This is a genomic window from Pseudomonas sp. LS.1a, assembly GCF_022533585.1.
GTDB lineage: Bacteria > Pseudomonadota > Gammaproteobacteria > Pseudomonadales > Pseudomonadaceae > Aquipseudomonas.
The window spans coordinates 4,712,930-4,727,884 of sequence record NZ_CP092827.1 but is presented as its reverse complement, the minus strand read 5'-3'; the positions used below and the strand labels follow the sequence as shown (position 1 = coordinate 4,727,884).

At 63.1% G+C, this 14,955-nt stretch carries 15 protein-coding genes; 11 read left to right on the top strand and 4 right to left on the bottom strand.

Translation table 11 applies throughout. From position 1 onward, the window contains the following. Positions 1 to 37 precede the first annotated feature (37 nt). A complete protein-coding gene (locus MKK04_RS21805; RefSeq protein ID WP_241105974.1) occupies positions 38 to 955 on the bottom strand; it encodes a putative 2-dehydropantoate 2-reductase in 918 nt (305 codons plus the stop codon). Positions 956 to 1,055: 100 nt separating this feature from the next. Here MKK04_RS21805 and MKK04_RS21800 point away from each other — a divergent pair, with 100 nt between their 5' ends. The 3 genes from MKK04_RS21800 to MKK04_RS21790 all read left to right on the top strand — a co-directional run bounded on the left by MKK04_RS21800 (position 1,056) and on the right by MKK04_RS21790 (position 3,858). Beyond that, the gene (locus MKK04_RS21800) at positions 1,056 to 1,541 is read left to right on the top strand and encodes a YajQ family cyclic di-GMP-binding protein (protein WP_013974099.1); all 486 of its coding nucleotides are present in this window, start codon (positions 1,056 to 1,058) and stop codon (positions 1,539 to 1,541) included. 113 nt (positions 1,542 to 1,654) lie between these two features. Further along, positions 1,655 to 2,497, top strand: a complete 843-nt coding sequence (locus MKK04_RS21795) for a mechanosensitive ion channel family protein (RefSeq protein WP_207834551.1) — start codon at positions 1,655 to 1,657, stop codon at positions 2,495 to 2,497. Positions 2,498 to 2,613: 116 nt separating this feature from the next. Continuing rightward, a complete protein-coding gene (locus MKK04_RS21790; protein WP_207834553.1) occupies positions 2,614 to 3,858 on the top strand; it encodes an MFS transporter in 1,245 nt (414 codons plus the stop codon). Positions 3,859 to 3,991: 133 nt separating this feature from the next. Here MKK04_RS21790 and MKK04_RS21785 read toward each other — a convergent pair whose 3' ends face one another. Then, complete coding sequence (locus tag MKK04_RS21785; protein ID WP_013974096.1) at positions 3,992 to 5,539, bottom strand: AmpG family muropeptide MFS transporter; 1,548 nt, start codon at positions 5,537 to 5,539, stop codon at positions 3,992 to 3,994. Positions 5,540 to 5,582: 43 nt separating this feature from the next. Further along, complete coding sequence (locus MKK04_RS21780) at positions 5,583 to 5,936, bottom strand: MGMT family protein (RefSeq protein WP_233694137.1); 354 nt, start codon at positions 5,934 to 5,936, stop codon at positions 5,583 to 5,585. Positions 5,937 to 6,102: 166 nt separating this feature from the next. Between MKK04_RS21780 and MKK04_RS21775 the strand changes: the two genes are divergently transcribed. The 5 genes from MKK04_RS21775 (at position 6,103) to groL (ending at position 10,873) form a co-directional block, all read left to right on the top strand. Further along, the gene (locus tag MKK04_RS21775) at positions 6,103 to 7,113 is read left to right on the top strand and encodes a DUF481 domain-containing protein (protein ID WP_207834555.1); all 1,011 of its coding nucleotides are present in this window, start codon (positions 6,103 to 6,105) and stop codon (positions 7,111 to 7,113) included. 182 nt (positions 7,114 to 7,295) lie between these two features. After that, positions 7,296 to 8,027, top strand: coding sequence for a HugZ family pyridoxamine 5'-phosphate oxidase (locus MKK04_RS21770; protein ID WP_063913289.1), 732 nt, complete (start codon positions 7,296 to 7,298; stop codon positions 8,025 to 8,027). Between the two features lie 67 nt (positions 8,028 to 8,094). Then, complete coding sequence (locus MKK04_RS21765; protein WP_063913288.1) at positions 8,095 to 8,556, top strand: FxsA family protein; 462 nt, start codon at positions 8,095 to 8,097, stop codon at positions 8,554 to 8,556. Between the two features lie 334 nt (positions 8,557 to 8,890). Then, complete coding sequence (locus tag MKK04_RS21760) at positions 8,891 to 9,184, top strand: co-chaperone GroES (RefSeq protein WP_003260750.1); 294 nt, start codon at positions 8,891 to 8,893, stop codon at positions 9,182 to 9,184. Between the two features lie 48 nt (positions 9,185 to 9,232). Then, a complete protein-coding gene (gene groL / locus MKK04_RS21755) occupies positions 9,233 to 10,873 on the top strand; it encodes a chaperonin GroEL (protein ID WP_063913287.1) in 1,641 nt (546 codons plus the stop codon). 393 nt (positions 10,874 to 11,266) lie between these two features. On the opposite strand, the gene MKK04_RS21750 is transcribed toward groL, so the two are convergent. Next, positions 11,267 to 11,995, bottom strand: a complete 729-nt coding sequence (locus MKK04_RS21750) for a phosphatase PAP2 family protein (protein ID WP_207834565.1) — start codon at positions 11,993 to 11,995, stop codon at positions 11,267 to 11,269. 183 nt (positions 11,996 to 12,178) lie between these two features. Here MKK04_RS21750 and colR point away from each other — a divergent pair, with 183 nt between their 5' ends. From colR to MKK04_RS21735, 3 genes are all read left to right on the top strand, one after another. Beyond that, a complete protein-coding gene (gene colR / locus MKK04_RS21745) occupies positions 12,179 to 12,862 on the top strand; it encodes a two-component system response regulator ColR (protein ID WP_063913285.1) in 684 nt (227 codons plus the stop codon). After that, on the top strand, positions 12,852 to 14,159 hold the full coding sequence (locus MKK04_RS21740) for a sensor histidine kinase (RefSeq protein WP_241105973.1): 1,308 nt from the start codon (positions 12,852 to 12,854) through the stop codon (positions 14,157 to 14,159). Before colR ends, MKK04_RS21740 begins: the two co-directional genes overlap by 11 nt. Before the next feature lie 110 nt (positions 14,160 to 14,269). Further along, a complete protein-coding gene (locus MKK04_RS21735; RefSeq protein ID WP_207834569.1) occupies positions 14,270 to 14,953 on the top strand; it encodes a class I SAM-dependent methyltransferase in 684 nt (227 codons plus the stop codon). The last annotated feature ends 2 nt before the right edge of the window (positions 14,954 to 14,955 follow it).

The window sequence follows — 14,955 nt, the reverse complement described above, 5'->3', positions numbered from 1 at the left end:
GGGCTAGGCAATATCCGTATCCGTTTAAAGGGCCGCGTCAGTCGCAGGGCAAACCACGCACGCGCAGGTTATCGACCAGGCGCTGCAGCAGGCGTTCCAGCTCTGGCAGCTGCAGGCCATGGCGGCCGGCGGCGCGACAGGCGTGGCCAAGCAGGTAGTGCACCTCGGTGCGTCGGCCTGCGCGTACATCCTGGTACATGGAAGAGTAGTTGGCCGCGGTGGCGAGGATCACCCGCTGTACTTCTTCGTCCAGCCCGTCTGCCGCTTCTGGCTGGCCACAGCGGCGCAGCAGTTGGGCCAGCTCGTCGCACAGGGCATCCACTTCACCCAGGTGCCCCAGCAGCCCGCCGTTCTGGCAGTCGTGCAGTACGGTCAGCGGGTTGATGGCACAGTTGAGCGCCAGCTTGCGCCACAGGCGGGTGAGGATGTCCAGCGTCCACTCGGCGGGGATACCCGCCTGGTGCAGGTCGTCGAACCAGGCCGGGATCGTCGGGTTGCGTGGGTCACCCAGCCAGTTGAAGCCGTGGCCGGCAAAGCGTACCTGCCAGTCACCCTCGCGAAACGCCCCTTCGGTACTGGAGGCGAAGATGCAGCGCGTGCGCGGCACCAGGTCGGCGACTTCGTCCTGGCTGCCCAGGCCGTTCTGCAGCAGTAGCACTTCGGCGCCCTCGGCCAGACGCGGTGCCACACCGGCAATAGCCGGGGCGGCGTCGTAGGCCTTGCAGGCCACCAGCAGGCGATGGATCGGGCCGGGTGCCTGCGCGGTTTCGGCGGGGATGGCGTAGTGGCGGGGCTGTTCCTGTTCGACCAGGGTCAGGCCGCCGGCCTGCTGGTAGGCCTGCAGCCGTTGCCCGTCACGCAGGATCAGGCGCACTGCCTTGCCCGCGCGCGCCAGGCGGCAAGCCCATAGGCTGCCCAGGCTGCCGGCGCCGAGAATATGCCAGGTGCTGCTCATATGCGTTTCGCAACCCGTTATAATGAGCCCGCATTTTAACCGTCAAACCCAGCGCGCTCCATCTTCAGCCTGAGCGCGCTTTTATTTTGGGAGAACAACCATGCCTTCGTTCGACGTGGTATCGGAACTGGACAAGCACGAAGTGCAGAACGCGGTCGACAACGCCATCAAGGATCTGGACCGCCGCTACGACCTCAAGGGCAAGGGTACCTTCGAGTTCAAGGACAAAGAGCAGACCGTGATGCTCACCGCCGAGGAAGAGTTCCAGCTCGAAGCGATGCTGGAAATCCTGCGCCTGGCGCTGGTCAAGCGCAAGATCGACGTGAAGTGCCTGGAAACCAAGGACCCGTACGCCTCGGGCAAGGAAAAGAAGCAGGAAGCCAAATTCCGCGAAGGCATCGACAAGGACCTGGCGAAGAAGATCGTCGCCACCATCAAGGATGCCAAGCTGAAAGTGCAGGCCGCGATCCAGGGCGAGCAGGTGCGCGTTACCGGTAAAAAGCGTGACGACCTGCAGGAAGCCATTGCCCTGCTGCGTACCAAGGAATTCGACATGCCGCTGCAGTTCAACAACTTCCGCGACTGATCGCAGGGTTGTCCGGAACCCCGATGGCGTAATGATGTCCATGGGGGCCATGGCCGCCGAACCGACGGCGGCCTGCTATACGTGTACATGCCGCTCGGCATCAGGAGATGAATATGGATTTGAGCGCTGAAGTCGATCAGCTGGTCCGCCAATCGCAGACCTGGGTCCCCTTGATCATGGAATACGGCAGCCGCCTGCTGCTGGCACTGCTGACCTTGGCGATCGGCTGGTGGCTTACCAACGTGGTCAGTGATCGACTCGCCAGGCTGGTGGGTTTGCGCGTACAAGACCCGGCACTGCAGGGCTTCATCCGCACCCTGGCTAACATCATCCTCAAGGTCATGCTGGCGATCAGCGTTGCCTCGATGATCGGCATTGAGACCACTTCGTTCGTGGCCGCGATTGGTGGTGCCACGCTGGCCATCGGTCTGGCGTTGCAGGGCAGCCTGGCAAACTTCGCCGGTGGTGTGCTGATCCTGCTATTCCGCCCGTTCCGCATCGGCGACTGGATCGAGGCGCAAGGCGTGGCCGGTACCGTTGACAGCATCCAGATCTTCCACACCGTGGTGCGTACCGGTGACAACAAGACCGTGATCATGCCCAACGGCAGCCTGTCCAACGGCATCATCACCAACACCAACCGCCAGCCGACGCGCAAGGTGGTATTCGACGTGGGCGTGGACTATGAGGCCGACCTGCAGAAGGCCCGCAACGTGTTGCTGGAGCTGGCGCAGGACCCGCGTGTGCTGTCCGACCCGGCGCCGCAGGCGGTGGTCGCGACCCTGGGCGACAGCTCGATCACCGTGTCGTTGCGCTTGTGGACCAAGACCGCCGATTACTGGGATGTGATGTTCATGCTCAACGAGCATGCGCGTGACCGGTTGAAGGCCGAAGGGATCGACATTCCGTTCCCGCAGCGGGTGATTCGCGTGGTGCAGGAGACTGCAGCGCAGTAATACCGCGCTGAAGCCGGGGCACAAAGCGGCCCCGGCTTTTTTACACTTGTTCACAGCAATACCCCGGGATTTCTGGCATATAGCCTGACCCCACCTGCCACACCCGATACGCCATCATGAAACCACTGCTGTACATCACCCCCCTGCGCGCCTTGCTGTTCGGCCTGACCCTGGCCCTGTTCGAGCTGCTCACCTACCTGGCCAGCGACGCCGTCATGCCGGCCATGCCGGTGGTGGTCGGCGACCTGAACGCCAGCCCCGAATACATTCCCCACGCCCTCAACCTGTACCTGCTGGGCGGCGTGGTGCTGCAATGGCTGATCGGCCCGCTGGCCGACCGCTATGGCCGGCGCCCGTTGCTGCTGACCGGTTGCGCGTTCTTTGGCGCGGCCTGCCTGGCCTCCTTCTGGGTCCACGACATCGGCCTGTTCAACGTGCTGCGCCTGCTGCAGGGTATCGGCCTGGGCTTTGTGGTCACGGTCAGCTACCCGGCCCTGAACGAAGCCTTCAGTGAGGCGGACGCCGTGCGCATGATGGCCCTGCTGGCCAATATCGCCTTGCTCTCGCCACTGCTCGGGCCGCTGGTGGGCACCTTGTTGCTGCAGTGGCTGGACTGGCGCTGGCTGTTCGTGGCCTTTGCCATCGGCGCGGTCGTGGCCTGGCTGCTGCTGTACCGGCTGATGCCGGAAACCCTGGGCGTGGAGCGCCGTGACGGCTCGCGCCTGGCGTTCACGCCGATCCACCTGCTGCCGCTGCTGGCCGGTTACGGCCAGTTGCTGGCCAACCGTCGCTTTGTCGCTGGCAGCGCAGCCCTGGGCCTGGTCGGTTTGCCGCTGATTGGCTGGATTGGCCTGTCACCGGTGCTGCTGATCCACGACGAGGGGTTGAGCACCATGGCGTACGCCTTGTGGCAGTTGCCGGTGTTTGGCGGACTGATCCTTGGCAACCTGATCATCAACCGCATCGCCGACCGCTATCCGTTGCCGGCGCTGGTGCGCGGTGCGTTGTGGCCTTACCTGGCCGGCCTGTGCCTGATGCTGCTGGCGACCTGGTACTGGCCAAGCGTGACCAGCGTGGTGGCGGGCATGTCGCTGTACGCGCTGGGGTTGGGCGTGGCCAACGCGGTGCTGTATCGCATGACGCTGTTCGCCAGCGAGCAGAGCAAAGGCCTGGTCTCGGCCATGCTGGGGATGATCACCATTGCCTTGCTGGGGCTGGGTGGGGCGGTGCTGGCGATGATTGGTGCCGGGGCCAGCTTGCTGCACTTTGCCCTGGCGGCGGGTGTGGCGGGGGCCTTGGCGCTGTGGCCGCTGTGGTTCGTGGTGGGTGGGCGGCCTGGGGAAGGGGCTGTCACTCAGTAATCTTTGATTACCTGTACCGGCCTCTTCGCGGGCTTGCCCGCTCCCACAGGTACTGCACAGCTCTCAAGGGCTGTGCTTTACCTGTGGGAGCGGGCAAGCCCGCGAAGAGGCCGGTACAGGCAATACAAATCTGTCAGGGCCGCTCGGCCGCCGAACCTTCCTCAGCCACCGGCTTGCCCGGCCCGGCTTCCTGGCGCCACTGCAGGGCAATCAGGATCAACGTCGGCACGCCCAGCAGGGCAGTGATCAGGAAGAAGTCGTGGTAACCGAACTTCTCCACCATGACCCCTGAATACCCCCCGATCAGCCTCGGCAACAGCAGCATGATCGAGCTGAGCAACGCATACTGGGTAGCCGAGAACTTCAGGTTGGTCAGGCTCGACAGGTAAGCGACGAAAGCCGAAGTGGCCAGGCCGGAGCTGAAGTTGTCCAGCGAGATGGTTACCACCAGCATTTGCAGGTTCGGGCCCATGTCGGCCAGCATCAGGAACAGGATGTTGGTGCCCGCCGAGGCCGCACCGCCGATGAACAGGATGGGCATGATGCCGAAGCGCACGATCAGCAGGCCGCCAACCCCGGCGCCGACCAAAGTCATGATCAGGCCGAAGATCTTGCTGACGCTGGCGATCTGGTCCTTGGTGAAGCCCATGTCGATGTAGAACACGTTGGCCATCACGCCCATGACCGTGTCCGACATGCGATAGGTGGCGATCAGGCCGAGCAACAGCAAGGCCTGCCAGCGGTAGCGGGCGATGAAGTCGTTGACCGGGGTCAGCACCGGGGCCAGGCCGCGACGGCCCAGGCTCGACAGGCACGCCCAGGTCAGCAGCACATAGAGGATCAGGCGCAGGAAGGCGCGGTCTTCCAGCAGCAGGTCCAGTGGCGTGGCATCACCGGAGATGACGCTGGACCAGCCGGTATTGAACATCTGGGTGAAGCTGGCCGGTACTGACACCAGCAGGATGATCAGCACGAACACCGAGGCCAGTTGGTGCACCAGCCCATAGCGCGCTGCCGACAGCTGGGTACGCATGGGCACGGGTGGCTCGCGCATGATCAGGGTGGTGAATACGGCGGGCAGCATCATCACCGCGAACATGACGTAGGTGCCGGCCCAGGCCTTGTGCAGGTAGCTGAAACCGGTGGAGCCGAACCACTCGGCGAAGAACAGTGCACCAGCCGTGGCCAGCAGGGCCGCCACCCGGTAGCCGGCCATGTAGCTGGCGGCGAGCGCGGCCTGGCGCTGGTCGTCGGCGATTTCCAGGCGGTAGGCATCGACGGCGATGTCCTGGGTGGCCGAAGCGAAGGCCACCAGTACCGCCAGGGCGATCAGCCATGACAGGTGCTGCTGCGGGTCGCACAGGCTCATGCCGACCAGCCCGATCACCACCAGCGCCTGCGACAGCAGCAGCCACGAACGCCGGCGCCCCAGGCTGCCGAGCAGCGGCAGGCGCCATTGGTCGAGCAGCGGTGACCACACCCACTTGAAGGCGTAGGCCAGGCCGATCAGGCTGGCGTAACCAATGGTCTCGCGGGCCACGCCCGCTTCGCGCAACCACACCGAAAGGGTGGAGAACACCAGCATGTAGGGCAGACCGGCGGCGAAGCCGAGCAGCAAAAGTACCAAGGTTGACGGGCTGGCATAGGCAGCAAGCGCAGCGCGCCAGGTTTTACGGGGCATGGGCCAACATCTGCCTCAAGTTTGCGAAAACAAAGCGCGCACTCTAACCGCTGTGCTCCATCGGGCGCCAGCCATGGCGCGTCATATCCACACGATTGTTGGTTACATTTACACCCTCCGCGCGCAGCCGCGCCCGTTGTTCATCCCCCGACGGGGTACCCAGTGCCAGGCTCAGCCGGCCGCCTGCGCCGAGCACCCGGTGCCAGGGCAGACGGGTGTCCGCGGGCAGTTGCCCAAGGGTGCGCCCGACCCAGCGTGCCGCCCGCCCAAGCCCCGCCAGCTCGGCCAGCTGGCCATAGCTGACCACCTTGCCGGCCGGTACTTGGCCGAGTACCGAATACAGCGCCGTCCGTCGGCCCTCGGCGGTGTCGAGGGCATGCTCATATCCATCAGACATCAGGCCCCCCCTGGGCTGCAGATGAAACCGGACCGGCGGTCTGGCAAATGAGAGTTGAACTCAACGGCATGCTCCCGGTCTGTCCTTGCTCTGGTCGTCGTTATCTGGATAATGCCCGGCTTTTTTCGTCAAATCGAACCCGTAGTCTGCAAACAATAGCCCGCTTATGTATTCTAGATCCTTGTTGTGCCTGCTTGCTGTTTCCCTGTGCGCCTCCCCGGTGTTCGCCGACACCGTGTGGATGAAGAACGGTGATCGGCTCAGCGGCAAGATCAAAGTCTTCGACGGCGGCAAGCTGCTGCTGGAAACCCCCTATGGCGGTTCCATCGCCCTGGACTGGAAAGAGGTCCAGACCCTGCAGAGCGACCAGGAAATGCTGGTCAAGCAGGACGCCTACAGCGGTGAGCGGGCCAAGTCGCTGAAGGCCGCCGAGCCCGGCAAGGTGACCCTGGCCAATGGCGATGCGCCGAAGACCGTGGAGCTGGCCAGCATCGAGCAGATCATGAAGCCCAAGCCGCTGGTCGAGGACTTCGTGTGGAAGGGCAACGTTGACGTGGCGCTGGACTACAAGCGCGCCGAGAACGACACCGACGACTACGACGTCGGTTTCAAGACCAGCGCCCGCCATGGCCGCTGGCGGCACAACGCCGAAGGCGAATACAACCGCGAGACCAAGGACGACGTCACCACCACCGACAACTGGAGTGCCGAGTATGCCCTGGACCGCTTCCTCACCGAGAAGTGGTTCTGGCAGGGGCGCATGGAGTACAAGCGCGACCGCATCGAAGACCTGGCTCGCCAGCGCACCGTGGGTACCGGCCCGGGTTACCAGTTCTGGGATGACGAACTGGGCGCGTTCTCGCTGGGTTCGCTGATCAACCGCACCGACTTCGAATACCAGGATGGCGCCAAGGACAACTTCTATTCTGCGGCGGTGAAGTGGGACTACACCCGCTACCTGATCGGCAAGAACGTGCAGCTGTTCACCAACGGCGAGTTCGCCAAACCGCTGGGTGGCGTGGCCGATTATGCACTGGATGCCGAGGTTGGCCTGCGCTACAAGGTCACCGAGTGGGCCTCGCTCAACCTCAAGGCGGAGAAGGACATCATCACCGGTACGCGGGACAGTGACCTGGACAAGACCCGCTATACCGCAGGCTTCGGCGTTACCTGGTAAACCGCCGGGCGCGCGTTGCGCCCCTTTCGCCACACAAGGCCGCTCCCACAAAGGCAAGATGTACATCGGTCTCTGTGGGAGCGGCCTTGTGTCGCGATGGGCTGCAAAGCAGCCCCATTGGCACTGGATCTGATAATGCTTATCTTGTCCCCATCCAGTCTGCCGCCAGGAGCCGCCCCCAAGTGAGTACCAACGCCATCCGTCCCGCCCGGGAGCTGCTGCTGAAGGAATACCGCGGCGTGCTCTCGACCCATTCCAAGTCGATGCCCGGCTACCCCTTCGGCTCGGTCGTGCCGTACTGCCTGGACGCCCAGGGCAACCCGCTGATCCTGATCAGCCGCATCGCCCAGCACACCCACAACCTGCAGAAAGACCCCAAGTGCTCGCTGCTGGTAGGTGAGCGCGAAGCCGAGGACGTACAGGCCGTGGGGCGCCTGACGGTGATGGCCGAGGCACACAAGCTGGTGGAGGAGGCCGCCATCGAGGCCGCCGCCGAGCGTTACTACCGCTATTTCCCGGACGCAGCCAACTACCACAAGGCCCACGACTTCGACTTCTGGGTGCTGCAGCCGGTGCGCCACCGCTACATCGGCGGCTTCGGCGCAATCCACTGGCTCGACCAGGTGACCCTGGCCAACCCGTTCGCCGGCAAGGCCGAGGCGAGCATGGTCGAGCACATGAACAATGACCACGCCAACGCCATCGCCCATTATGTGGAGCTGACCGATTTGCCACGCCATGCGCCGGCGCAAATGGTCGGGGTGGACAGCGAAGGCATGCACCTGCGTATTGGTCAGGCGGTGCACTGGTTACCTTTCCCCAGTACTTGCAACACACCGACACAAGTCCGCGAAGCCCTGGTTTTACTGGCCCGCGCCGACCAGTGGCCGGTTGCGACGGAAGTCGAGGGTTGAAAAGCCGAGCGCACGCATCCATCTGTTGGTCTTACAGGAAGGTTCTCTTCCAACGAGGAATGCTTTGATGCGTGCTTTTCTATTGTTGTTTCTCCTGTTTCCCGTGCTGGAGCTGTTCGTCTTCGTGAAGGTCAGTGCCGCCATCGGTTTTTTCCCGGCGCTGCTGCTGATCATCGCCGGCTCCGCCCTGGGTGTGCTGGTGATGCGGGTGGCCGGGCTGGCCACCGCATTGCGCGCCCGTGAAAGCCTGCAGCGCGGCGAACTGCCCGCCGAGGACATGTTCCAGGGCATGATGCTGGCTGTTGGTGGTGGCCTGCTGTTGCTGCCAGGTTTCATCAGCGACGTGCTGGGCCTGCTGTGCCTGCTGCCATTCACCCGTCACCTGGCTGCGCGCAAGATGCGCGAGCGTGCCGAGGCCCAGGCCATGCGCCAGCGCGCCTTCCAGGACGACCCGTTCCAGGCACAGCCGCGTGATGGCGGGCACCGTCCGAACGTGATCGAAGGCGAGTACGAGCGCCGCGACAAGTAACAACCGGGGGCCGCTTCGCGCCCCTTTCCCGACGCAAGGCCGCTCCGGCAGGGGACGCATACCTCCTGTGGGAGCGGCCTTGTGTCGCGAAAGGGGCGCGAAGCGGCCCCAGCTTTTTACGGGGCCAAAGACGCTAGTGAAAAATTTTCTGAAGCAAGCCTTGTAATTGAATATGGCGGCCTCATGTAGTGGTCACCGCAAGGTTTCTGGTGGCAACACCAGGCATAACTCAGGTGGTTCGCCCATTGCGGGCCACCCCCGGCAACGCCGGACAGCATCAACCCGCCGGTGTCGACACCGGCCGATGAAAACCACTATTTGGGAGAGATCGACAATGAAGCTTCGTCCTCTGCATGACCGCGTAGTCATCCGTCGCAGCGAAGAAGAATCGAAAACCGCTGGCGGTATCGTCCTGCCAGGTTCGGCCGCTGAAAAACCAAACCGCGGCGAAGTTGTCGCCGTCGGCACCGGTCGCATCCTGGACAACGGCGAAGTGCGTGCGCTGGCCGTGAAAGTGGGTGACAAAGTGGTTTTCGGCCCTTACTCGGGCAGCAACACCGTGAAAGTCGATGGCGAAGACCTGCTGGTCATGGCCGAGAACGAAATTCTCGCCGTTATCGAAGGCTGATTTCCCCGACTTCCCGTTACTCCAAAGAATTCCAAGGATTAAACGATCATGGCTGCTAAAGACGTAAAATTCGGCGATTCCGCTCGTAAAAAAATGCTGGTTGGTGTCAACGTTCTGGCTGACGCGGTAAAAGCTACCCTGGGCCCGAAAGGCCGCAACGTAGTGTTGGCCAAGAGCTTCGGCGCGCCGACCATCACCAAGGACGGCGTATCCGTCGCCAAAGAAATCGAGCTGAAAGACGCTTTCGAAAACATGGGCGCCCAGCTGGTCAAGGAAGTTGCTTCCAAGGCCAACGACGCTGCCGGTGACGGCACCACCACCGCTACCGTTCTGGCTCAGGCCATCGTCAACGAAGGCCTGAAAGCCGTCGCTGCCGGCATGAACCCGATGGACCTGAAGCGCGGCATCGACAAGGCCACCGCTGCCGTTGTCGCCGAGCTGAAGAACCTGTCCAAGCCATGCGCCGACTCCAAGGCCATCGCCCAGGTAGGTACCATCTCCGCCAACTCCGACAACTCCATCGGTGAGATCATCGCCGAAGCCATGGAAAAAGTCGGTAAAGAAGGCGTGATCACCGTTGAAGAAGGCTCGGGCCTGGAAAACGAACTGTCCGTTGTAGAGGGCATGCAGTTCGACCGTGGCTACCTGTCGCCGTACTTCGTCAACAAGCCGGACACCATGGTTGCCGAGCTGGAAGGCCCGCTGCTGCTGCTGGTCGACAAGAAGATCTCCAACATCCGTGAGCTGCTGCCAGTTCTGGAAGCCGTTGCCAAGGCCGGCCGCCCACTGCTGATCGTTGCCGAAGACGTTGAAGGCGAAGCCCTGGCTACCCTGGTAGTCAACAACATGCGCGGCATCGTCAAGGTTGCAGCGGTCAAGGCCCCAGGCTTCGGCGACCGTCGCAAGGCCATGCTGCAGGACATCGCCGTCCTGACTGGCGGCCAGGTCATCTCCGAAGAAATCGGCCTGTCCCTGGAAACCGCTACCCTGGAGCACCTGGGTAACGCCAAGCGCGTCATCCTGTCCAAGGAAAACACCACCATCATCGACGGCGCTGGCGCCGACGGCGAGATCGAAGCACGCGTCAAGCAGATCCGTGCCCAGATCGAAGAGACTTCCTCGGACTACGACCGTGAGAAGCTGCAAGAGCGTCTGGCCAAGCTGGCTGGCGGTGTTGCCGTGATCAAGGTGGGTGCCGGCACCGAAGTTGAAATGAAAGAGAAGAAAGCCCGCGTTGAAGACGCCCTGCACGCTACCCGTGCAGCCGTTGAAGAAGGCGTGGTGCCTGGCGGTGGTGTGGCCCTGGTTCGCTCCCTGGCTGCCATTGCCAACCTCAAAGGCGACAACGAAGACCAGAACGTCGGTATCGCCCTGCTGCGTCGCGCCGTTGAAGCGCCGCTGCGCCAGATCACTGCCAACGCCGGCGACGAGCCAAGCGTTGTCGCTGACAAGGTCAAGCAAGGTTCGGGTAACTTCGGTTACAACGCTGCCACCGGCGAATACGGCGACATGATCGAGATGGGCATCCTGGACCCAGCCAAGGTCACCCGTTCGGCGCTGCAAGCTGCTGCTTCGATCGGCGGTCTGATGATCACCACCGAAGCCATGGTTGCCGACCTGCCGGAAGACAAGCCAGCTGCTGGCATGCCTGACATGGGCGGCATGGGTGGCATGGGCGGCATGATGTAAGCCAGCCTTACCCCCTGCACCATCAGAAAGCCCCGGCTCGTGAGAGCCGGGGCTTTTTTATTGTCGTGGGTTGTGTGGCGCCTGGGAGATCGAGCGCCGCCCGCGCGGCGCATCGCGAGCGAAGCTCGCTCCTACATTTGTTTCGGGCCAATTATTCCTGTGGGATTTGCGCGCGAACGCCTTGGCGCATGGTTCGATATCGCGTCGTACAAACAAGGCGGTCGCGCGCGCTGGCACAGGCGATACTGGCCCGAAACAGATGTAGGAGCGAGCTTCGCTCGCGATGCGCCGCGCGGGCGGCGCTCGATTTACGCACCACCTCAAAACTCAAGACAGGCACCTGGTAGCCTTGAGCCCATCTCCCGGCGAAAGGGCCGCAATGCGGCCCCTGGGTCAGGCGACGCTACGCTCAGCGGCAGGTACCTCAGCCATTCCCCGACGATACAGAACCAGGTAATACGACCCCAACCCGATCAACCAGCAGAACACCGCCGTCCACACGTTATGCGAAAGGAAGTGCGCCCCTTGCATCATCCTGCCAACCGACAGCACTGAGCCGGCTATCAGCGCCACTGCAAATGCCACCCGCGCCAGCCGCGGCTTGCGGTCACGCAGCATGAAGAACAAGCCAAACAGGCAGAACCCGGTCGCCGCATGCCCGCCCGGCCAGCACAGCCCGGGCTTTTCGGTTGCCGGTCGCGGTTCCAGCAGCTTGCTGTAGGTCTCGGTGCCGCCAAACTGGGTCAGGCTCCACGGGCACTGCACCTGGGTGACCTTTTTCAGCGGCGTGACAAACGCCGTGGACAGGCCCAGTGCCAGCACCAGGCAGCCCAGTTCACGGCGCCAGCCGAACAGGCGCTTCACGAAGAAGCTGGCGGCAAAGGTCAGTAGCGACAGCACGCCCAGCAGGATCACCACTTGCTTGACCCGGTCATGCAGGATGTTCTCCAGCAAATAACTGTGGCGGCCGATGAACTGCCCGGCAGCAGGGTCGAAGAACAGGTTGGCAATGTCCATGTCGATCGAGGTCAGTTCCAGCAGGATCAAGCCCAGCGCGGTCGCCAGGGGGAGCCCAAGGTACAGCCAGAAATTGATCGGGCGAGGGCGGGTTGGTTGCTGCATGACGGCTCCAGGGCGCGAAAAAGATCGGGCATTGTCGACCGCCCGCTATCCTGTGTCCGTGAAGGATCAGTGAAAAAACCGTCAAGTGCGGTGAATTATCCCTGGGGCTGGCACCCTGCAGGCATAGGCCTTAAGCTGCGCCTGCCGCGCACCACAGCGAGAAGCGCCGCACAGGAGAAACCGATGCGCATTCTTTTGGTTGAAGACAACCGCGATATCCTGGCCAACCTGGCCGATTACCTGGGCATGAAAGGCTACACCGTCGACTGCGCCCAGGATGGCCTGTCCGGCCTGCACCTGGCTGCCACCGAGCACTACGACCTGATCGTGCTCGACATCATGCTGCCCGGCATCGACGGCTATACCCTGTGCAAGCGCCTGCGCGAAGACGCCCGCCGTGACACGCCGGTGATCATGCTCACCGCCCGCGACCAACTGGACGACCGCCTGCAAGGCTTCCGCTCCGGTGCCGACGACTACCTGCTCAAGCCCTTCGCCCTGTCGGAGCTGGCAGCCCGCATCGAAGCTGTGCTGCGCCGAGCCCAGGGTGGCGGGCGCCGCACCCTGCAGGTGGCCGACCTCAGCTATGACCTCGACACCCTTGAAGTCAGCCGCCAGGGCCGCCTGCTCAAGCTCAACCCGGTCGGCCTCAAGCTGCTGGCGGTGCTGATGCAGAAAAGCCCGCACGTATTGCGCCGCGAAGTGCTGGAGGAAGCCCTGTGGGGCGATGATTGCCCCGACAGCGACAGCCTGCGCAGCCACGTGCACCAACTGCGCCAGGTGATCGACAAACCGTTCGAAAAACCGCTGCTGCATACCGTCCATGGCGTCGGCTATCGCCTCGCCGAGGGCCGTGATGGAGTTTAAGCAAAGCCTTGCCCAGCGCATCATCATCGCCTTTGCCCTGATGAGCGCGTTGGTGGCCGGGGCCTTCGCCTTCGGCATTGTCGGCACCGTGCACCTGGTCGAAGAGCGGCTGATTTCCTCGGTGCTGGGCGGTGACCTGCAGCGCCTGCTGCGCATGGACAGCGTCAGCGACTGGAGCCACCGGCCACGCCCCGACCAGTTGTTCTACTTCAGTGGCGGGCGTGACGACTTCGAGCTGCCCAAGGACCTGCGTCATCTCGACCGCGGCTTCCACGAGGTATTCCGCGACCAGCTGTCGTACCACGCCATGGTCGAGATCGTCGATGGCCGCCGTTATGTGCTGCTGCAGGACCAGAGCGACTTCGAAGAGCGCGAGCGCGTGCTGTTTGCGGTAGTGGTAGTGGGCTTCGTGCTCAGCCTGGTGCTGGCGGTCATCCTCGGCTGGTTGGTGGCGCGTCGGGTGATGGCGCCGGTGATCCGCCTGGCGCGCCAGGTTCGTCACCGCGACCAGTTGCTGGGCCTGGCCCCGCCGCTGGCGCCGGACTATGCCGCGGACGAAGTCGGCCAGCTGGCGGTAGCCTTCGACGATACCTTGGGCCGCCTGCGCGATGCGCTGACCCGCGAACGGTTGTTCACCAGCGACGTCAGCCACGAACTGCGCACGCCCTTGATGGTGCTGGCCACTTCGTGCGAACTGCTGATGGAGAACCCGACGCTGGACGCCCGCTCGCGCAGCCAGGTGGAACGTGTGGCGCGTGCCACGGAAGAAATGCGTGAACTGGTCAAGACCTTTCTGATGCTGGCCCGGGCACAGCGCGACGAGGGCGCGGTGGCTTCACGGGCCACCCTGCGGGAAGTGGCCGACGAACTCGTCGGGGTCTGGCGCGACACCATCGAGCAGAAAGGCCTGGCCTTGTATTTCGATGGCCGCGTCAGTGCCAGCCCGGTGCTGTACAACGCCACCTTCCTGCAGTCGGTGATGGGCAACTTGCTGCGCAATGCTGCGCATTACACCGACAGCGGCTACATCCGCCTGAGCCTGGAAGCCAACGGTTTCAGCGTAGAGGACAGTGGCGTGGGTATCCCGGAAGAACAGCGCGAGGCGATGTTCCGGCCGTTCGTGCGCGGCGATGAGCGGCGCGGCGAGGGCCTGGGCCTGGGCCTGTCGCTGGTGCAGCGGATCTGTGACGACCAGGGCTGGCGTGTCACCCTGACATCGACCTTGCCGCACGGCTGCCGTTTCAGGGTGGACCTGAGCAATACTGCGGCCAAGGGCGACCCGGAGGCTTTGGTCTAGTAATTTGTCGTAACAGGTCATGCGGGGCTCAACATTTTTTTCACATCGGCATGACCTGATTCCTACGCTCGCTTACCTAATGTGGGCGGAATGGAGTCAGGAGATGCCCAATGCGTAGCCCCATCAAGCTTGAATTTTCCGAGAAGTACGACAAAGAACATGCGCGCGAGTACTTTCTCAAGCACCAGGATGGCCTGGCGCGTCGCCTTTCCCACAAGCGAGATGAGCAGCTGGCGCGTCGCGCCCTGGCATTGGCGGGTGAGCCTGGCCTGGTCCTCGACCTGCCATGCGGTGCCGGCCGCTTCTGGCCGTTGCTGGCAGAAAAGCCCAACCGGGTGATCATCGGCGCCGACAACTCCGAAGCGATGATCGAGACAGCCTGTACCGCGCAACCGCCAGAGGTGGTGGCGCGGGTACGTCCTTTGCAGACATCGGCGTTTGCCATCGACTTGCCAGACAACTCGGTGGACAGCATTTTCTGCATGCGCCTGTTCCACCACATTGGCGAAGCGGCCCACAGAAAAACCATTCTTTCGGAATTTCAACGGGTTAGCCGTGATAGTGTGATCCTGTCATTGTGGGTGGACGGTAATTTCAAAGCCTGGCGCCGGAAGAAGCTGGAACAGCGTCGCAGCGCCAGGAAGGGCGACCAGGACAATTACCAGAACCGATTTGTGTTACCGGCCGAAACGGTCGAAGAAGAATTCCGAGCCGCCGGCTTCAGAATCCAGGAACGCCTCGACTTCCTGCCGTTCTATGCCATGTGGCGGGTCTATGTATTGCGTAAGGGGTAGTG